This is a genomic window from Paenibacillus sp. VT-400, from assembly GCF_001029205.1.
Taxonomy (GTDB): domain Bacteria; phylum Bacillota; class Bacilli; order Paenibacillales; family Paenibacillaceae; genus Paenibacillus; species Paenibacillus amylolyticus.
The window spans coordinates 1,824,339-1,844,637 of sequence record NZ_LELF01000067.1 but is presented as its reverse complement, the minus strand read 5'-3'; the positions used below and the strand labels follow the sequence as shown (position 1 = coordinate 1,844,637).

Here is a 20,299-nt window from a genome sequence, read left to right as displayed (position 1 = left end):
TCCAACTCCTTCCATCTCTATTCTAATGAGTATGCTCTTCTCTGTTCTTTGGCCTGCCTGCTGACGATATATAGAATCACTGATCCTAGTCCCACACTGATCGCGCAAGCCAGATACATCAGTGATGGACCGCCGGAATCGAGTAAATATCCGTTCAGCATATTACCAACAATTCCGCCCAGGCCAGCAAACACCATGTTAAATAAACTTTGTCCTGTGGCCTGCATTTCCCGTCCCGTAACCGAAGCCACATATTCCACTGCTGCGATATAAAAGAATCCGAAGGATAACCCATGCAGCACCTGAACGCCAATCATGACCTCAGGTGTCGGCCATAGCCATTGTATCCCCCAACGTAACATATACGCCCCCGCTGCAAGCAGCAACGTGCGTTCATGCCCCCATTTTCGGAGTATGAATGCCGCTGCCAACATGGATGGAACATTAGTAATTGACGCCAGCAACAGTGCTGTACCCGTCATGGTCACCGAACCGCCAGCCATTTGAAATGAAATAACAAAAAAGGAGTTAAACGCAGTGAGCGTTTGGTTAACCAGGAAACAGCCTGTTAGAAATAGAAGGAATGTCCGGTTTCGGAGCAATCTTGCCAAACCTACGGAGAAGGTTACCGAGGACGAGGATATGCTCGTCTGCCGGGGGAGTGTACTTGCCAGTATAGCGCTCAGAATGTTAAACAGGAGAAATGGTAGCCATAACATGTGAATGGAAAACTGGGAGAGATACATCCCTGCGGCAAATCCCCCAACTCCCGTTCCTATGCTGCCGAAGAGTCGGATCATGCCATATGAGGTGTTCGCGGCTCTCGCGGCTGTAACCGCATAGGAGTCAGCAACGGGTATTTGAGTCACTTGGAATATAGTGCATAAAGTATAAATCAATATTAATATAAAGTACACTTGAATATTGTAGAAATACGCTAACGATGCAGGAACAAGCAGGCTTATCACCAGTACGAACCGTGTCTTTTTAAACTTATCTACCAGAATTCCCCATATTGGTTGAAGAATAATGGATACGAGTGTGCCAAACGCCATAATAAATCCGGTTTCTTTACTGGAAAACCCTTGTGCTACCAATATGGGATTAATGTACGGGTTAAACATCCCCCCAGCAAGCCCCATAAACAGATATAGGCCCTGTAATTGGAGTAAAACACGTTTTGCATCATTGGAATCGGCTTTTATTTTCTCTGTGTAAGCCTTCATATGTCTACTTCTCATCCGGATCTCCATCCTTTATTTCTGTAGTTGCTTCGCCTATTCTCTATTTTTATGTGCGTGTCAGACTGGACTTGATTGCAGCCAATGCCCCGATTGCTCCTGCTTTGTTCCCCAGTTCAGCTACAGCTAAAAGTGTAGGCAGAACAGTGTAACGTTGGAGGCGTGTGCGCACTTCGTTTAGATAATAGGATGGGTTGGATGCAGCCACGCCACCACCGATCACTATAATGGAAGGATTGAGTAAAGCCGTAATATTCGCCAGACCTCTCGCCATATAACGCATGGGTAGTTCCAGAATCTCCAGGGCAGCAAGATCACCCGACTCCGCTGCTTTGAATACATGCCTGGCTTCAATCTGTTCCGCTTCCCCTCCTGCCAGACTCATGATCAGGGATAAGGAACTTCCCTTTCCAGCAGCAAAATAACGCCTCGCCTGTTCGGTAATTCCCGTACCTGAAGTCACTTGCTCAAATACGCCAAAGGAATCCGCATCCGCAACATAACCGGTATGAAGCCCTTCGTCTCCTGCAATGAAATGCCCAATCTCACCTGCTGCTCCATTCTGGCCGCTATAGAGCTGTCCATTCAGGATAAGAGCAGATCCAATGCCTGTTCCAACCGTGACCATTACGCAGTGTTGATGTCCCTGTGCTGCCCCTTGATCATACTCGCCCATTGCGGCCATATTCACATCATTATCCAACATGATATTCCCGCTGTAATACTTCGCAATAACAGGGCGAATATCTAGCTCAGGCCACTGAAAAGCCGGAGCATTTCGCAGTATCCCCTCCTCTTGCAGAATCACACCAGGGAATCCCAAGCCTGCACCTTTAAGTTGATCCAGACTGCATCCAACTTCGCGGCAGAATGTTTCTAATTCAGCGAATAACCATCGGAAGAACTCATCCGGCTGATCACTGGCAAGCGTAGGCAAGATACGTTCATGAACTTCATTTCCAGCCTGTTGTGATGACAAGAGCATTAATGTTTTGGTACCTCCAATGTCAATACCTGCAATCCAGCCGGATGGATCACCTCCAACCGTACCATTCTGATTGGTCTGATAGTTATTACTTACGTTTTTCACGGATTCTGTCATCCCTTTTCCCTCCTCACATGTTGTATATCCAATCTCTTATTCCATGGCTTCCTGCTGAAGGTTCAGCATCGTTTGTTGTATGGCTACCTGTACCGCGCCAGTGACAACAGCCTGCTCACCAAGCTTGGAACAGATTAACTGTGGTTGCACAGGGAATTGCTCAGAGATGATCTGCCTCAGTAAAGGCAATAACACATCACCGTTCCCTCCTACACCTCCGCCAAGCACAATGAGATCCGGAGCAAGCACAACGCTAAGCTGACGCAGAGCGGAAGCAATCTTCTGGCTGTATTGTTGTAGAATGTCTAACGCCTCTACTTCTCCACTGCGCGCAGCTTCAAATAACCTCTCGGGAGTCAGGTGTCTGTGAAGATCATCTGCACCCGAATCAGCAGCCTCCAATAATAGTTCATCATGCTGATCTAGATAATCTTTCGCCAGTTGCATCAGACCATCAGCGGACAGCACTTCCTCCAGACGTCGGCCATCGTCCACCAGCATCTCCGCGATCTCTCCAGTTAAGCCACCTAAACCTCGAAGCAGTTGGCCATGTACCATGATCCCAGCGCCTGTCCCTGTACCGATGGAGAAAAAAACAAACAAGGGATATCCTGCTGCTGCACCACTCCGATACTCCCCAAGGGCTGCAAGATTCACATCATTTTCCAGAATTACTTCACAGGGAAAAGCTCCTGACAACGACTCTAAAGAGAAAGCTTCTTCCAGACCCGCTAAAGGGTCCACAATACGTTTGATACGCCCTGATTCAGGCAGCACTACGCCTGGTATACCGAACCCGATGCACTGAATCTGATCCCAGTTCAGATGATTCTCATCAAGCAGTTCGTTCATATGGCTTCGAAGAAGCTCCAACATCGTCGCTTCCGCTCGCTCATAAGCTTCTTGAACAACCATGGGATATGTTCGATAGGCAATGATCTCTCCATTCAGATCGGATAATGCAATCCGAATACGAGTTGCGCCGATATCTATACCACAGACATAATAAGCCGTTTCGTTGAAACGAATGAGGGTTGCTTTTCGACCCTGAGCGTTGTCAGCTGGCCCCATTTCCCTCACCAGATTACGGTCAATCAGATGTTCGACTGCCAAAGATACTGTTGGTTTACTAAGTCCGGTCTGACGGCTGATATCCGCTCTCGACATGGTTCCCTGAGTTATGAGGGCATCCATGATAAGATTTTCATTCAGATTGCGGATATACTGCGGTGTGCCAGCCATGTTATCGCCTCCTCTTATAGTTAGCATTTTTCATAATTCGATTAAAGTCGCTCTCGGGTACAAAATATAGACGAATAACACCGTTTCGATCTATATCTTGCTGATTGTAAAACGCTCTTGGAAATTATGCTAAATGCTTAGTTAGTTAGGTTTGTTAACAAATTGATTAAATTCAATATATCATCGTGTTTGGTAGGTGTACAGCTTTTTGTCATTGCACTCTTTTAGTAGAAAGTTTTACTAGAAAGAACCAACCTTCACCTGTAACACAGAAGCCTAATAAAGGAATTATTATACAATAATAGACGTTTATACATTTCCGAAACAGTGACACGCTCATAGAATACCTTATCACGATCAGGGAGGTTTTAATATGTATAGAAAACATCATAAATGTCATCATCCAAGACCAAAGTGTTTTTACAAAAAAATTACGAAAACTTGTGTTACCAAAGTTAAATATGTCCCTACAAAGTGTAAAAAACACTGTCATGTCACTGTTGAATATTGCGGAGTCAAAAAAAGAAGACATTACTAATACTCTTTTGCCCTTCTCTTCGGAGAAGGGTTCTTTCTTATTGAACTAGATTAATACCGGATACCATTAACCTATCAAAAAAGTTGCGGTGATATTTCACCGCAACTTTTTTCTTCCTTATATACATATATTCATCAAGTTTTAGAGAGTTCAATAAATCCTTCACCGAAAACATCACGCACGTCATGAATGGTGATAAAAGCAATCTCATCTTCTGCTCGGACAATCTTCTTCAGCATAGAAACTTCCTGCTTGCTAATCACAATGTATAGAATTTCTTTCTTATTTTTTGTGTAATAGCCATGACCGGACAGGACGGTTACTCCGCGATCCATCTTCTCAATGACTTGCTTTGCGATTTCATCCTGTTTGGAAGAGATAATCATGACTGCTTTTTTCGGATTGAGCCCTTCAATAATGAACTCCATTGTTTTCGTTCCGACAAACAGCAAGACAATTGTACACATTAATCCTTGTGGTCCAATGATGAAGTATGAGGAGAAAGCCACAATCAGATCGAAGAACAGAAGTCCGTAACTGATATTCCAATCCAGATATTTGTTGGCAAGTCGGGCCAGGATCACTGTCCCCGCCGTTGTGCCTCCCACTCTAACAATCAAGCCGATACCAAGACCGGCAAATAATCCGGCAAAAATGGTATTGATCCAGAGTTCATCCGATGCAATCGTCCAACTCTCCGTCAGATGCAGGAACAACGAGTTGAATACCACTGCAATAATCGTATATACCGTAGTCGTTTTATCAAGAAACCGATATCCCACAATTAACAAAATACCGTTCAGGATCAAGTTCATCAGTCCAGGGGACCATTCAAACAGGTAATACAAAATAATCGTGATACCCGTGACGCCGCCTTCAGCCAAATCGTTCGGGATGACAAACAGGTTCACCGCCAGTGCAAACAGAAATGCACCTGCCATAATAAATAGGATATCCGTAATTCGTTTCTTCATTATGCATTCCATCCAATCCATCAGAAATCAACCTAATCGACCCGTCTCATAAGTTGTCATAATCACTCAAGGATAGATTTTACCATGCTCACAACAAAATTTGTATACATAATACAAATTGTTGCGTAATTTGTGCAAAGGAATTAGTAAAACCTGCTCTTCTGTCTTCTGCAGAGCTATTGAGTATCATACACCCATGACAAATGTCATGGTCCATCATTGATATTCATCATTACAGAAGGCTGACGTTTATGACTTACTGTCATGTTCGGATTGTTTTACAATGATAAAAACGCTTCCTACAGGAAAGTCTAGCGGGAAACGCCAAGTTGTAGCTGATTACAGTTATAACGATTGAAGGAGGACACAATTTTATGAACAGATCAAAAGAAATGGCCTTAAAAAAAGAAGTTACCCCTTACGAAAAAAATGATCTCAGACTAAGTATCCGCCAGTTAATCAATACATTGCTCCCGCTCTTCTTGTTATGGGCTGCAGCTTACTTTAGCTTATCGGTTTCCTACTGGCTGACCTTCCCGATTGCCTTGGTGGCATCCGGATTTGTACTGCGGACCTTTATTATTTTCCATGACTGCTGCCATGGTTCATTCTTCAAGAGCAAACGCGCCAACGATATTCTCGGTACCATTACTGGTGTATTAACAGTGACACCCTATCAGCAGTGGAAAAACGAGCATTCTATCCATCACGCAACAAGCAGTAATCTTGACAAACGTGGTGTAGGTGATATCTGGGTAATGACGGTTGACGAATACAAAGCAGCTTCTACTTGGGGTCGTCTCTTCTATCGGATTTATCGTAACCCGTTTGTATTGTTTTGTATCGGACCCATTTACGTGTTCCTGTTGGCTTACCGTTTTAACCGCAAAGGTGCTAGACGTAAAGAACGTATCAATACACACCTGACTACCGTATTGATCGTTGTGCTCTATGCATTCATGTCCTGGTTAGTCGGATGGCAGGCTTTTGTAATGGTTCAGGCACCTATCTTCTTCTTCTCCGGTTTCTTTGGTATCTGGCTGTTCTACGTTCAACATCAGTTCGAAGAGACGTATTTTGAACATGAAGATGAGTGGAGTTATGTAAAAGCAGCTGTTGAAGGCAGTTCTTATTACAAATTGCCAAAATTATTGCAATGGATCAGTGGTAATATCGGGTTTCACCATGTGCATCACTTGAGCCCACGTGTACCTAACTATTTCTTGGAAGAAGCACATAACGCAACACCACCTTTGCAAAAAGCAACGACTATTACACTACGTTCCAGTCTGGTTGCCCTGCGCTTCCGTCTGTGGGATGAAGATTCTAAACAGTTTATTAGCTTCAGACAGCTCAAAAAGCTATCCCGCAAGCCGTATGTTCAACCGCCTATCCGAGTAACCAATCCAGCGGGTCTGACAGAGAAGCCTTAACTCTGTCGGATTCGTTTTCTTGTGTTCAAGCCATAGTCATGCTACAGTCATGCTAAAGTTGAGTACAAGTTTGAGGAGGAGAATTCCATTCAAAAGTGGATGCAAAATTTTTATAAAAAAACAGGGTTGAACCTTTATGTATGGCTCGCGTTTTTCATCCTGCCATTCTATTTTATATCGCAATATTCTAAATTATGGACTATGGTAACCGGCATCATCATTATCCTCGTTTTCTTCGTCTGTTACCTGCTCGCCTTCATCACCAAGGGCTGGCAGGTGTACATGTGGATTGGAATGCTAATTGCCATATCCATTACGATGACGATCGCCTATGATTATGCGTATTTCTCATTGTTTCTTGCTTTCTTTATTGGGAATATTAAAAATAAAGCCGGTTTCTTCACCCTCTATTCGGTGAACCTGGGAGCCAGTTTCGTAACCATTAATTACGGTTTCATTAATCAGAGTTCTCTGTTGGTGAGCCAACTCCCGTTTGTATTCATCAGCTTAATGGCCTCCATCCTGCTCCCAATCAGTACGTATAACAAAAACAAAACTGAACATTTGGAAGGCCAATTGGAGAATGCGAACAAGCGACTTGATGATCTCGTAAAAATGGAAGAACGCCAGCGTATCGCTCGTGACCTGCACGATACACTTGGACAGAAGCTCTCTTTGATCGGTCTGAAAACCGATCTGGCGAGACGGCTGCTCCGCAATAATCCCGATCAGGCCGAGATTGAATTGAACGACCTCAGACAAACGGCAAGTACAGCTCTGAAGGAAGTCCGGGAAATGGTCACCACTATGCGTGGTACACAATTGGTCGATGAACTGTTCCGGGCGGAGCAGATTCTGAAGGCCGCTTCGATTGAATTTGTGCTGGAAGGTAATCCGAAGTTACAGGATACGTCACAATTGAATGAAAATGTGCTCGGTATGTGCTTGAAAGAAGCTGTCACGAATGTCGTCAAACACAGTCAGGCAACAACCTGTACTATCATCATTAAGGAAACACTAGCGGATAATGTAGTAACCGTTCAAGATAACGGTGTTGGAATAGAACGAACTCGCAAACAGGATCGGCGCGGAACAGGAATTTTGGGCATGAAGGAACGACTTGAATTTGTGAACGGATGTCTGGATATTCGCTCTGCGACAGACATCCCGGGTACAGCGATCATTATTCATGTTCCGAAACTCGTTCGCAAACCGATAAAGGAGGCAGAATCATGATTAGAATTGTAATCGCGGAAGATCAGCGCATGATGCTCGGCGCCTTGTCCTCCCTCCTCAATCTGGAGGAAGATATGGAAGTCGTCGGACGTGCCAGCAACGGCCAGGAAGCCCTTGCCCTTGTCCAAGAGCTTGCACCAGACATCTGTCTGATGGATATAGAAATGCCCGTGAAAAGCGGCCTTGAAGCTGCAGAAGAACTCAAAGGAATGAGCTGTAAGGTCATTATACTGACCACTTTTGCCCGGACCGGATATTTCGAACGTGCCCTAAAGGGCGGTGTCCGTGGTTACCTGCTCAAAGATAGTCCAATTGAAGAACTTGCCGAATCGATCCGCCAAGTTATGAATGGCAGACGCATCTTCGCTCCCGACTTGGTAGATGAAGCTTATGTAGAAGAAAACCCCCTGACAGAACGGGAGAATGCCGTACTAGGCCTCATGGCAGATGGGAAAAACACCAAGGAAATCGCCGGGCATCTGTTCATTACAACGGGAACGGTGCGTAACTACATCTCCATTATTCTCAACAAGTTAAATGCCAGTAACCGCATTGAGGCCATCACTCGCTCCAAGGAAAAAGGGTGGTTCAAATGAAAGTACCGCTTTAACCCATTGAAACAAAAATAAGCATGTACCCCGGCTGCATAAGCTGCGATAACATGCTCAAAATAAAAAGCTTGGCCCAGCAATTTCTTCCTGCGCCAAGCTTTTTTTAGGTGTATCGTAACAATCCCACACTCATTTCTTCTACATTGCAGGATAACCGTAGAATACTTAAGATTTCACAGATACAACCATACCAAGAGCTTCTAATGGCACTTGATCGGTCTTAAGCTGATGAATTTGGTTACCGTCCTGCCATGAGATCGTTACATGAACAGACTGTCCACCACTTGGATATTCAACCTTGATATACCCTTTATCTTTAGGTACAGGCAAGGTATGTAACTCCAGGTACTCCACCATTTTTTTCGCTATGCCCGGATTATTCATTTCATCTTCAGATACCGAACGAATTTCCAGCGTCCATCTACCTTCTTGCCAAGTCAGATATTGACTGCCTGCGGCACCTTCACTCATACCTTTGATACCATGTCCCAGATCCACAGCCATATCTGCTGGAATATCTTTCAGGTCCGTCTCAGGGAATATTTCTGGCTGATCCGGGTCCTTATAGGTCTTCACTTCATAGGAAGCCAGTACAGGTATCTTACTGTCGGATGCTGTTAAAGATTGATCATTAATGGCAACAGACTGAGTGGTAGCGTAGAAGTTTACCTTAAATGCATCCGCAGTATTGGACAGTATTGCCGCCCCCAAAGATGTACCCTTGTCCAATGAAAATGAAGTGGGTAACGCTGCATCCTTCATCTTCAACTGGTTGCGAACTTGTTTGATCACATCATTCACACCTGAATGACCAGTGGCAACTTGGTTGTCATTTGCCTTCGATCCTGATGTGTCTTCATTATCTGTTGTGCCCGTATTCTCTTTGGTTCCTGTTTCATTTTCATTAGAGAAATCAGCACCACCACTGCCAGTCTCGGTCTGCTCCCCCACTGTTGTCGTTGGTGAAGAACTATTCTCTGATGATGCTGTATTTAAATCCGGTCCGCCACATCCTGCCAGAGCAAGTAAAACCGCTGTCGTTACTGGAATCGTGATCCATAATGGCTGTTTCTTCATGATGTGTACCTCCTTCGTTGTAGCCAATCTAAAAATTCAAAAGATTAACGCTTGTCGTTCCAGAAGTTAACCGGCTGCACTTTTTTGCTTAATACTTCAAAACGATACCCTTCTGCCTTCAATGTTTTTAACACTTGCGGTAATACTTTCAGCGTTGCTTCCTGGTCGTGCATAAGCACAACTGGCGTTGTTCCGCTCTTTTGCACATTGTGGATCTGCTTCATTACACTGTTATAGACTTTCTGATGATCTTTCTGGTATTTCCAGTCTTCCGAATCCACATTCCAATCCCATAGATGGAATCCACCCTGACCCAGCAGTACATTACGGAATGCCGGTTTGAGATAAGGTTTACTGCCGTATGGCGTCCGAACAAGACTTGTTTTAACTCCGGCAACCTTGTTCAGACTTGCATTGGCCTGTTGCATCTCTTTCAATCCGCTATATGCAGATTTATAGAATTTGCCTGGAACGTGAGTCACACCATGCAGACCCAATCCATGCCCGTCAGCTACGATTCGTTTGGTAGCCTTTTGAAATTGCTCCATCTGAGGACCCAGCATAAAAAACGTTGCCTTCGCATGATATTGATCCAGAATATCCAGTAACTGACCCGTATGAGCGGTTGGCCCATCATCAAACGTCAGGTATATGATTTTCGAATTTGCTTTGCTTGCTCCATCCTTGGATGCAACAGATTTGGCAGATACCGACTGCGGCAATAATAGTGGAATGATTAATAAAATAGCAAGTGTGACCATGATAGATTTACGAATATGTAGCATAATTAAAAGTCTCCCTTGTGTGTTATATTTCCCCGGGTGTCCATGTTTTTCTACCTTCATCCCTTGGCGATTAATCCTAATACTATCAAAGATAGTGGCTCCTGTTCTCGCTCCAAAGGCTACGGTAGAGTTACACTTTTGTCAGATAAACCTAAAATTTAATACGAATTTGATAGATTTGCGCAAAATAAGATCCCGTCAGGATAGATCATTTGTGACATATCCTCTATTACCCACATTCAGAATTTTGATAGACCTTTACTCCAATTCAAGTAAATCAATACAATCATTAAATATCGTTGCATGCAAAAAAACCTGCACAAGTGCAGGCTTCTTTGTCTTCAATCAGCATATGGCATCAAACCATCATCCCTTGCAAGGGGATTGCCCCCATTGCTTTCAGGATCATTACCTCATGCTGTATGTAAATGGTGTTTTGACGCTGGAATCTTCTCGACTCCCTACGTGCAATTTATTCAGTTGGAGCAGTGAACGAACGTTTGCCAAACTCGGCATCCAGCATGTAGAAGGCATTGCTGTCTTTTTCAATGCGGCGCAGCTTCTGAATAATATTGTCAAACAAAGCTTCCTCTTCAACCTGCTCATCAATGAACCATTTCAGGAAATACATCGTTGCATGTTCACGTTCATTCAGAGCGATGTCAGCCAGATTGTAGAATTTTTTCGTGTTTTGCTGTTCATGAGCATAACCATGCTCAAACACATCCAGCATCGAAGCATATTCATTCTTCGGTTCTGGCAAAGCCTCAAGTGTGGCACGTTGCCCACGATCATTCAGGAATTTGTATATTTTCATGCCATGGAATCGCTCTTCTTCCGCTTGCACGATGAAGAAGTTTGCAAATCCATCCAGACTTTTGCTGGAACAATAGGCTGCCATAGCCAGATATACATGAGCGGAATAAAACTCAAAGTTCATCTGTTCATTTAAAGATTCTGTTAACGTTTGGCTCATAATCAAAACACCTCTTTCTTTCTCTAGGGATGGTTATATTCTAACATAACGTAAGCAGGACTTACACCGATTTTCTACAAAATTCGCCAAGGACTGAACGAACAAAAAAGCTCTGCCGCGATGGCAGAGCTTCTTTCATTCTTTAGAGATATGCAATTATACCAAGAACGCTTTGGAGATGATAACCAACAGGATGAACAGAACCAGAATGGCACCTACAGAAGTGAAACCTCCGTATCCGTAGCCTCTTGTTTCTCCACCTAATACTTCGCTCATTGACCGTACCTCCTCTGCAACAGGTATGGGTTATCTTATGCAGGAAGAACGACTTTGACAGGGCGGATGCCCTAATTATTCAGATTGCTGTTTTTTTCGTTCAGTACCGGGGAGATTGCACACGCATGATATCCAGAAAAGGTACCTTCGCTGTGAACTCTTCTTCCGTATACTCTACATGCACGAGTCGTGTACGGGAGTCCATTTTGACGATGACTCCTTGCACCTGATCTTCTTTGCCCCATACCGTCAACAGTACTTCCGAACGTTCCCGAAAAGCTTCAACCAGCTGGTTTCCCAACTCTTCGAGTTCAAACTCATCCCGTGTAGGTCTTTTTGCTACTTTTGCTTTTGCCAATGTGGCTGCCTCCTCTACTCCGACGTCCCGATTCCACGGGTTGATTGCCGAGTTCATATTCAATTAGTATACCATTCATTTACGTTCGTGTAATCTCATGGCAACCAGAATGAGCAAATTCCTCAGGCAAGTTACCGTTAACCGTGATACCTCCTATTCTTCTCTATACTCCACAATGATGCTGTACTCATTCGATCGGGTTTCGCCAGCCCGTTTTTGTCCATTCCATTCATACGTGTACCTGGCAATCAAGTCTCCTTGCAGCGTCCCCACCTTCTCAGAAGCTAACTTCGCTACATACGAGATGTTCTTTTCCGTTCCAGGCTCAATCACGCCCACATGCAGAACCCGTGGTGTGGAATACTCTGATATGCTCAATTGGAGCTCACCCGTAGCTTGACCAAGCCATCTGGCACCCTCAGGTAAAATGCTCCCAAGTTGTACACGTGCCGGCAAATTACCCGTATTCCCCACACGTACCTGAAAAGTGACGGTACCTCCCTGCTCGACCAATGTGGGTGTCACTTGAACATAAGCCTGAATTATCGGCGCTTTCAATTCGACCACAGCTTCATTGGATGTAATCATCCGCTGCACTGACCGTGAATCTGGCAATCGAAATGTATACATCAGGCTAGCATGATTCACATACCTGTAGTCATCAGGCATCGATTCATCTCGATCTGGAAGTTTCGCTTCGAACTGAATATTCAGAACCGACCGGGCTGTCAACGTCCCCAGATTAAGCCCTTTAGCCAGATTGGTTCCGGGACGTTTAACCCCATTCCAGCGCAGGCTGCCTTCGACAAATGTCACACCTGTGGGCAGTCCATCCAGGAGAGTTCCATCGACCGCATAACTGCTTGCATTGGAGACGGTAATATTATATTGGACGACATCGCCTAATGTGGCCGTTACCGGGAGCACACTTTTCACCACAGAGACCTGTGGCTGTATCACTTCCAGGGTAACCTGATTGGAGTAGACCGTCTCCTGCTGTCCTCCCGAAATATACGCCAGTACGGCTACACTTGATATTCCCTTTGCATCGCTTCCCCCAATAACCTGAACCCGATATTGTATTCTAATTGAGCTTCCGGGCAAAATCTCTCCAAGTTGTATGCCCGTATCAGGCGTTACTTGTGGCGCAAACATTTCATCTACGATGACACTCGCAGGTATAAAAACAATACCCTGTGGCAAAGAAATCGTTACTTGGGCATTGGTGGCTGCAATAAAACCCGGATTGCTCACGATGACGGTGTACATGACAATATCCCCTGAGAAGGTATAGATGTGATCCGCCTGAAAGGAGATCTCCAGCCGGGATGAGACCAGATTTGGAGGCAATCCTGTCTCCGGTGATGCTCCCGGTAACGGAATACCATCACGCAGTACACTGTTGGGAAGCAGTGCCGTCTCTGCAGATAGCTGATCCAATAGGTACACTAGGGCCGTAAGATTTCCGGTGTTAACAATTTCAACACGGTAGATAAGAGACTGCCCCAAGGCAGCCTCCGTGACATTGCAGACTTTTCTGACTTCAAGCCTGGGGCCGATCCACGGTGTTACAACCGTATTTGAATAGGATACCTGTTCCAGTTCAGTCGCACCCGAGCTGAATCGAACCAGGGACTGATTCTTTAGCCAGTGGGACAACGGACCGGAAGATTGGCTCATATCACCACTACCTCTACTCTGAATGTAACCGTAACGGAAGCACCCGCAGCAATCGAACCAAGCGTGATGCCTGTATTCGGATTCCCTGTTGGTCTTGGCACACCATCCACCGTAACACTTCCTGGCACAAATACTGTACCGACAGGTACCGGGTCAACCATGACCACATTATTAACCACTTCAATGCCGCTATTGGTTACTACAACCGTATAGGTGATTACATCACCAACAACAGCATCAATGGCACTTGTACTTTTGGCAACTACAACATTTGGTGCAGATACCGGGATAACCAGAACATTCGAAGATACGGTCCCCGTCAACAGACGGCCATCGGGTGGACTAAATGTATAGTTGGCCACCGCCTGGTTAACCAGTTGCTGATCCTGTGGCAACGTATCTACAGTCACTTCGAGGGTAACCGTTACAATAACCGTACCTCCGGACGGTATGGTACCCACAACGATACCCGTCTCTGGATTGGCACCTGGCTGTGGAACACCATCAATCAGAACACTGTTGGGAAGCAGTACGGCTCCATTCGGTATATTGTCCGTTAATGTCAAACTTGCATCAAGATTCCCGCTATTGTTAATGGCAAAAGAATAGGTGATGGTGTCACCAATCGTTGCATTGGAGGTGCTCCCTGTTTTGGTTACGGCAATAATCGGCTGATAGATTGGTGTTACAACCGTATTGGAATACGCTGCTCCCGAGAAAACACCCGATGTGAAACTTACGGAAGACTGACTGCTCACTTGTGGTGGTGTTGGAAGCGTATTGACCCGAACTGCATACGATACCGCTATCGATGCTCCAGGGGCTAAACTACCAAGGGCTATGCCCAGCGCCGGGTTTGCCAAGGCCCGTGGGACGCCGTCCACCAGAACACTGCCTGTAACAAATGTGGTGGCTGGGTTAATCGGATCGGTGATCACAATGTTGTTTACCGGGTCAATTCCTTCATTGGTCACAACCATCTCGTATACAATCGTATCGCCCACCACAGCATCAATCACCGGAGTGGTCTTCACAACGCTGACATTCGGAGCAGATACTTGAATGTTGAGTGCGTTGGACGTAATCGTGCCTCCAAGTGTTCTACCATCAGGTAATGTATACGAAAATGTCGCAGATGCCTGATTGGTAATGGACTGGCTCAAAGGTAACGTCACAATCACAACGGAGAAGGTAACCAGAGTTGTTGTGGATACGACACCAAGCGGAATACCCGAAGCTGGATCTGCACCTGGTGCAGAAGCCCCGTTAATAATAACGCTATTTGGAACAAACTCTGTTCCTGCCGGAATGGTATCCGTTAACGTGACGGATGCCCCATAGTTCCCGGCATTGGAGATGGCGATGCTGTACACAACGGTATCCCCTACCGTTGCTATCGTCTGATCTCCCGTTTTGACTGCCGACAGAATAGGTTGATAGACCGGAGTTGTAACTGTATTGGAGAATGTGGTCGCTGAGAAAACACCTGATGTAAAGCTGACAGTAGACTGATTGTTTAACACTGCACTTGCCGGGAGCGCCGTAACCTGCACACTAAATACAACGGTTACCGTAACACCAGGTGCGATGGAACCAAGCGTTATTCCCGTAGAAGGATTGGCACCAGGGCGCAAAACACCATCGACAAACACGCCGGTTGGCGCAAGAACGGTACTTGTCGGCACTGCATCCGTGAAAACCACATTGTTCACCGTTGCAATTCCGTTATTGGTTACAGCGATGCTATACGTTACGATATCACCAACTGATACCGCCGTTGAAGTTGTGGATTTGACGACATCAACATCCGGTGCCGATACGGTAATGGTCAACACATTGGATAGAACAGACTCCGTGATGTTCCGCCCATCCGGCAATGTATATGATAGAGCCACCGAAGCCTGATTCACCAGTTGTTGCGGACTTGGCAGCGTATCAACAACCACTGAAAAGGTAATGGTGGTCGTAGCTCCGGGAGCCACATTGCCTGCGGGGATGCCCGTTGCTGGATTTCCTGCTGGCAGCGGTTGACCGTTCACAATAACGCTATTTGGAACAAGGATGGTTCCGGCTGGAAGGTTATCTGTCAGGTTAATCTGGGCTCCATAGTTTCCCTGATTGCTCACGGTTATCGTGTAGCTGACTGTATCCCCAACGGTAGCATTTTGTGTACTGGCTGTTTTTTGTGCTGAAAGAATAGGCTGGTACACCGGAGTGACCACGGTATTTGAAAAGGTTGTGCTTGAGAATGTACCTGAGGTAAAACTGACCGTAGAGCGATTGCTCAACTGATCACTTGGCGGGATCGCGTCGATACGGATACTGAATGTGACCGTCGCGGACGTTCCGGGCCCCAATGTACCAAGGGGTACCCCACCTGCCGGATTGGCTCCGGGTTGCGCAACCCCATTTACTGTGACACTCCCTGTAACAAAAGAGGCTCCAGCTGGAATCGGGTCTGAAAACTGAATATTGTTCACCGGTGCAATTCCGCTGTTGGTCACCAGAATGGAATAGGTCACCGTATCGCCTACCGTAGCCGCAGTGGAAGCTGTGCTTTTGACAACAGCGACGTTTGGTGACGAGACCGGGAACGTGAGTGTATTCGAAGTGGCTGAGCCAGTCAACGTCCGCCCATCTGGAGGTGTAAATGTAAAGGATGATGTAGCAAAATTGCTAAGCTGCTGTGGGGATGGAAGTGAATCCACAACAACGGCAAACGTGACAACAGCCGTCGCCCCCGCTGCTACAATGCCTACCGGAATACCTGTTCCTGGTGTTACTCCCGGCTCTGGCACACCGGATACAACCACACTGTTGGGTACAAAAGTAGTCGCAGAAGGAATGTTGTCTGTGAGAGTAACATTTGCTTCCAGATTGCCAGCATTGCTGACCGTTACCGTGTATACAACCGTATCACCTACAGTTGCATTTACGGTATTTGCTGTTTTGACAAGTGAAATCTGCGGTTGTATGACCGGAGTCTGAGTGGTATTGGACGATGATGACCCTGAAAATGAACCGGATGTGAAGCTGACCGTCGACTGATTGTTAATCTGCGAAGGAATCGGCATGGTAATCGTCACCTCAAAAGTTACGGTAACCTCGGCTCCTGGAGCCAACGTACCGATTGGAATGCCGGCGGTCGGATTGGAGAGCGGGAACGAAGTCCCGTTCACAATGACACTTCCGGGTACAAATGGGGTATTCGAAGGAAGAGGATTGACATATACCACATTATTAACGGCTACTGTGCCGTTATTACGAATAACAGATGTGTATCGAATGACATCTCCGACTACGCCGTACTCTACATTGTCACTGTTGACAATCGTAACATTGGGCAGAGACACTGGAATAGTGATGGTGTTTGATGACGAGAGACCGGCAATCGTTCTCCCACTTGGGAGTGTGTAGGCAAATGAAGCAACCGCCTGATTAATTAACTGCCTTGCATCTGGCAAACTGGTAACCGTCGCAACAAAGGTGACCGTTGCACCTGAGCCCGCAGCAATCTCTCCTAGACTGATACCCGACTCCGGGCTGACTCCAGGTGTAGGTACGCCATTAATAATGACACTATTTGTGCTGAATACTGCTCCTGCTGGAATGGGATCTGTCAAGGTAACCGTTGCAGCTATGTTACCTGTATTGTTAATTTGGATGGTGTAATTAAACGTATCGCCTACAGTCAAACTTGTTGTACTTGCTGACTTCACCACTTGGATCACTGGCAGAAATATGGGGGTATTTACTGATATAGAAGAAGAAACACCATTAAAACTGCCTGATGTAAATGCTGCATTGGCCTGGTTACTAACCAAACCCGTAGATGGAACGGAATTCACTCGGGTCTGATAGGTCACAGTTACGCTGCTTGAGCTATTCAATGAACCCACTGCGATTCCCGCAACGGGGCTTGCGCTGGGAACAGCAGATCCATTAATCGTGACACTACCCGGGACAAATTCAGAGCCGGATGGTGCATCCGAAATCACCAGATTTTGTACTGCACTAATTCCTGCGTTTGTTGCAACAACGGTATACGTAAGCACATCTCCAACTGTCGCATCCGGTGTGTTTACTGTTTTACTAAGAGAAATATTGGGAGCCGATGCAGATATACGAACGATATTGGATAAGCTGCTGCCTGAGAGATTCCTTCCACTTGGAAGCTGGTACGTATAACTTGCTGTCCCTTGATTCTCCAGTGTCGGGGGAGTCGGAAGTGTGGTGAGTGTAGCGCGAAACACCACCGTAGCCGCAACTCCCGGCAGGAGGCTGCCCAGTGTTATTCCGGTTAATGGGCTTGTTCCAGGACGTGCTGTACCATTCACAGTTACCGAATTCGGGACAAACGTCAGCCCCGCTGGAATCGTATCCGTCACATTCACTTGAGTCGCTATATTCCCACTGTTCGTGACCACAAGTGTGTATGCAATCTGATCCCCCAGTGTCGCATTGGTTTGGCTTGCCGACTTGTTGATACCAACAACAGCTTGGTATACAGGGGTTGTAATGGAATTGGAGTTGGAAATGCCCGTGAACGAACCAGAGCTATAGGACACTACCGCTCGATTAACTAACGAACCTGAAGCAGGCAAAGACTGCACATTCACCTGAAACGTCACCGTCGCAGAACTTCCGGCCGCCAATGTCCCAATAGAGATACCACTGCTCGGATTCGCAGACGGTACAACAGTTCCCCTTACGGTTGCACTGCCGGGAACAAAAGTTATTCCAGCAGGGAGAGCATCTGTAAGTACCACATTGTTAATCACCTGAATACCGCTGTTAGTAGTAACTACGGTGTACGTGAAGGTCTCCCCGACAGCAACATCGGTAACGGATGCTGATTTTACCGTGGTCACATTGGGCAATGTTACCGGGATCGTTAAGGTATTCGACGCGATGTTTCCCGTGATCGTCCGACCATCAGGTGAATTGAAGGAATAAGAAGCTGTCGCCTGATCCACAAGAGTCGGCGGTGTCGGCAAGCTTGTTACAAGTACCTGAAAAGTCACGGTATTGGCACTTCCTGCCGCGAGGCTCCCCAGATTAACGCCGGTAACCGGATTGGCGCCAGCAATCACATTTCCATTCAGACGAAAGCTGCCTGCTACATATGAGCTACCACTTGGAATGTTATCCCTCAATGTAACGTTAGCAGCAACATTCCCTCCGTTGTTCACTTGCAGTGTATAGGTTACCAGGTCACCCACCGTGGCATTGGTGGTACTCGCCGATTTCACAATGGACAGGTTTGGCGAATAAACCGTAAGGGTGGAGTTGTTGGACGGAATAACTCCGGTAATGACCGGCCCCCCTGCTACACTTTGAAATGTAAAGGCTGCATTGGCCGAATTCACCAGTTGCAGGATGCTTGCATCCTGACCGATGAGTGCTCGATAGGTTACAACAACACTGCTGGATAAAGTTAACGAACCCAGCGGAATGCCTGCCGTCACATCAAGTGTTGGACGGGATACACCTGCAACCGTGACACTACCTGGAATAAAGGTAAGACCTGCAGGAAGTGAATCGGATAAAACAACACTGGCCGCACTCGCAGTGCCTGCATTGGTGACGGTGACCGAATATAGAATACTATCCCCGGCAACTGCACCGGCGGCGACCGTTGCCTTAGCCAATGTGATCTTGGGTGCATTAATATCAACTTGAATTGCATTGGCGTTGACAATGTAAGCATCCCCCGAGGTCGTTAATGTCAACACCGCAGATGACTGGTTATTGATCAGTCTTGCTGAAACATCCACATTGGTAATATCCCAGCCTTGACGTCCACCGATAATATTCGTACCTGGAGCTCCGTTGATCTGATTTCGTGTCCCAAACGTTCCTGTTGTATTAAGCGCTCCGGTATCTCCGTTAATCTGAGAAGCAAAAAAGTTCGCAGCTAGATTATTGGGCCCAGACAAAGCAACCGATGTAGCTGAGGTCGGCCCGAATAATGCCTGGTCACCGGTCCGGTTCGCGTCGCCCTCCTGTGCACTGAACAGTATTCTTCCTCCCAATACACCGGAAAGGGGCGTTGCAAATCCAGTCAGTGTGGTAACAACAGGTGGTGAAGTGGATTGAACGAGTACGCCCCCTGCACGCAAAGACATGTTGCGAAAAGGCAGATTGGGATTCTGATAAATGACTCCAAGTGTCCACCCCGCATGATTGGCCGTGGAATCATTTGTAATAACAATAGTCCCTACCACTGCTCCGGTGATATATGTACCTGCTCCCCCATTTTGTACAAGTGTGGTCACATTAGCGGAACGTACATAGCCAGCAGCACCGCCCCCCAGATCGAATTGATTGTAGGTAAGTGGATCAGGGGTAACACTGGAAGTCCCTGCGGGTGTAATAAACGTAACCGGATTGTTGATGGCAGCACTCAGATTGACTGTACCATTAATGTAACTTCCGCCCCAGATCAATTCTGCATACAGAACGGTACTTCCAGCAGGTAGTGTAAGAATGGCTGCTGAACTGTTGCTCTGATACAGGCTTGTCGTTCCCAGTGGATAGGTGCCGTATTGGAGGCTGGTGTTGGTTGTGATAAAACCTCCAATACTATCCTGTGTTCCGGGTACTCCCGCTGTTTCCGAACGACTCAGTCCAAGCGTATTTCCTGTAAATGTAATTGCTCCCGTAGCATTAACGGTTGAACGAACGACAAGAGGAATGAAGATCACCTCCCCTTCATCAATGATTTCCTACATATGGAACGGAGCCATGTATATAGTCTATGAGTGTAT

Annotated in this window: 14 protein-coding genes; 3 read left to right on the top strand and 11 right to left on the bottom strand. The window is 46.3% G+C overall.

The window, feature by feature from the left end; all coding sequences use genetic code 11:
- Positions 1-17: 17 nt before the first annotated feature.
- The 4 genes from EL84_RS19065 to EL84_RS19050 all read right to left on the bottom strand — a co-directional run bounded on the left by EL84_RS19065 (position 18) and on the right by EL84_RS19050 (position 5,097).
- The gene (locus EL84_RS19065; RefSeq protein WP_235431552.1) at positions 18-1,241 is read right to left on the bottom strand and encodes an MFS transporter; all 1,224 of its coding nucleotides are present in this window, start codon (positions 1,239-1,241) and stop codon (positions 18-20) included.
- A 49-nt stretch (positions 1,242-1,290) separates the two neighbouring features.
- Positions 1,291-2,343, bottom strand: coding sequence for an ROK family protein (locus tag EL84_RS19060; protein WP_047842688.1), 1,053 nt, complete (start codon positions 2,341-2,343; stop codon positions 1,291-1,293).
- A 36-nt stretch (positions 2,344-2,379) separates the two neighbouring features.
- Entirely contained in the window at positions 2,380-3,585 is a 1,206-nt protein-coding gene (locus EL84_RS19055; RefSeq protein WP_047842687.1) for an ROK family transcriptional regulator, read from the bottom strand.
- Between the two features lie 672 nt (positions 3,586-4,257).
- Entirely contained in the window at positions 4,258-5,097 is an 840-nt protein-coding gene (locus tag EL84_RS19050; protein ID WP_017688839.1) for a YitT family protein, read from the bottom strand.
- Between the two features lie 374 nt (positions 5,098-5,471).
- On the opposite strand from EL84_RS19050, the gene EL84_RS19045 reads away from it, so the two are divergent.
- The 3 genes from EL84_RS19045 to EL84_RS19035 all read left to right on the top strand — a co-directional run bounded on the left by EL84_RS19045 (position 5,472) and on the right by EL84_RS19035 (position 8,362).
- Positions 5,472-6,530, top strand: a complete 1,059-nt coding sequence (locus tag EL84_RS19045; RefSeq protein ID WP_047842686.1) for a fatty acid desaturase — start codon at positions 5,472-5,474, stop codon at positions 6,528-6,530.
- Between the two features lie 87 nt (positions 6,531-6,617).
- The gene (locus tag EL84_RS19040; protein WP_036608689.1) at positions 6,618-7,766 is read left to right on the top strand and encodes a sensor histidine kinase; all 1,149 of its coding nucleotides are present in this window, start codon (positions 6,618-6,620) and stop codon (positions 7,764-7,766) included.
- On the top strand, positions 7,763-8,362 hold the full coding sequence (locus EL84_RS19035) for a response regulator transcription factor (RefSeq protein ID WP_036608692.1): 600 nt from the start codon (positions 7,763-7,765) through the stop codon (positions 8,360-8,362). The genes EL84_RS19040 and EL84_RS19035 overlap by 4 nt, the downstream gene beginning before the upstream one ends.
- Before the next feature lie 180 nt (positions 8,363-8,542).
- Here EL84_RS19035 and EL84_RS19030 read toward each other — a convergent pair whose 3' ends face one another.
- The 7 genes from EL84_RS19030 to EL84_RS19000 form a co-directional block, all read right to left on the bottom strand.
- Positions 8,543-9,454: a hypothetical protein gene (locus tag EL84_RS19030; protein ID WP_053061533.1), complete on the bottom strand. Its 912-nt coding sequence runs from the start codon at positions 9,452-9,454 to the stop codon at positions 8,543-8,545.
- A gap of 44 nt (positions 9,455-9,498) precedes the next feature.
- Positions 9,499-10,239 carry a polysaccharide deacetylase family protein gene (locus EL84_RS19025; protein ID WP_047842685.1) on the bottom strand — a complete coding sequence of 247 codons (741 nt, stop codon included), beginning with the start codon at positions 10,237-10,239 and terminating at the stop codon, positions 9,499-9,501.
- Positions 10,240-10,711: 472 nt separating this feature from the next.
- A complete protein-coding gene (locus EL84_RS19020) occupies positions 10,712-11,215 on the bottom strand; it encodes a ferritin (RefSeq protein ID WP_047842684.1) in 504 nt (167 codons plus the stop codon).
- A gap of 156 nt (positions 11,216-11,371) precedes the next feature.
- Positions 11,372-11,491, bottom strand: coding sequence for a hypothetical protein (locus EL84_RS19015; RefSeq protein ID WP_017688846.1), 120 nt, complete (start codon positions 11,489-11,491; stop codon positions 11,372-11,374).
- A gap of 100 nt (positions 11,492-11,591) precedes the next feature.
- Positions 11,592-11,849, bottom strand: a complete 258-nt coding sequence (locus tag EL84_RS19010) for a YolD-like family protein (RefSeq protein WP_036608707.1) — start codon at positions 11,847-11,849, stop codon at positions 11,592-11,594.
- 153 nt (positions 11,850-12,002) lie between these two features.
- Positions 12,003-13,529, bottom strand: coding sequence for a DUF11 domain-containing protein (locus tag EL84_RS19005; protein WP_047842682.1), 1,527 nt, complete (start codon positions 13,527-13,529; stop codon positions 12,003-12,005).
- Positions 13,526-20,236 (bottom strand): DUF11 domain-containing protein, encoded by a 6,711-nt coding sequence (locus EL84_RS19000; protein ID WP_053061532.1) that lies wholly within the window; start codon positions 20,234-20,236, stop codon positions 13,526-13,528. Before EL84_RS19000 ends, EL84_RS19005 begins: the two co-directional genes overlap by 4 nt.
- Between the last annotated feature and the right edge of the window lie 63 nt (positions 20,237-20,299).

Coding starts and splice junctions, on each gene's coding strand:
- EL84_RS19045 (WP_047842686.1), top strand. CDS start 5,472: ATGAACAGATCAAAAGAAATGGCCTTAAAAAAAGAAGTTACCCCTTAC.
- EL84_RS19015 (WP_017688846.1), bottom strand. CDS start 11,491: ATGAGCGAAGTATTAGGTGGAGAAACAAGAGGCTACGGATACGGAGGT.
- EL84_RS19025 (WP_047842685.1), bottom strand. CDS start 10,239: ATGCTACATATTCGTAAATCTATCATGGTCACACTTGCTATTTTATTA.
- EL84_RS19055 (WP_047842687.1), bottom strand. CDS start 3,585: ATGGCTGGCACACCGCAGTATATCCGCAATCTGAATGAAAATCTTATC.
- EL84_RS19060 (WP_047842688.1), bottom strand. CDS start 2,343: ATGACAGAATCCGTGAAAAACGTAAGTAATAACTATCAGACCAATCAG.
- EL84_RS19005 (WP_047842682.1), bottom strand. CDS start 13,529: ATGAGCCAATCTTCCGGTCCGTTGTCCCACTGGCTAAAGAATCAGTCC.
- EL84_RS19050 (WP_017688839.1), bottom strand. CDS start 5,097: ATGAAGAAACGAATTACGGATATCCTATTTATTATGGCAGGTGCATTT.
- EL84_RS19020 (WP_047842684.1), bottom strand. CDS start 11,215: ATGAGCCAAACGTTAACAGAATCTTTAAATGAACAGATGAACTTTGAG.
- EL84_RS19065 (WP_235431552.1), bottom strand. CDS start 1,241: ATGAGAAGTAGACATATGAAGGCTTACACAGAGAAAATAAAAGCCGAT.
- EL84_RS19030 (WP_053061533.1), bottom strand. CDS start 9,454: ATGAAGAAACAGCCATTATGGATCACGATTCCAGTAACGACAGCGGTT.
- EL84_RS19035 (WP_036608692.1), top strand. CDS start 7,763: ATGATTAGAATTGTAATCGCGGAAGATCAGCGCATGATGCTCGGCGCC.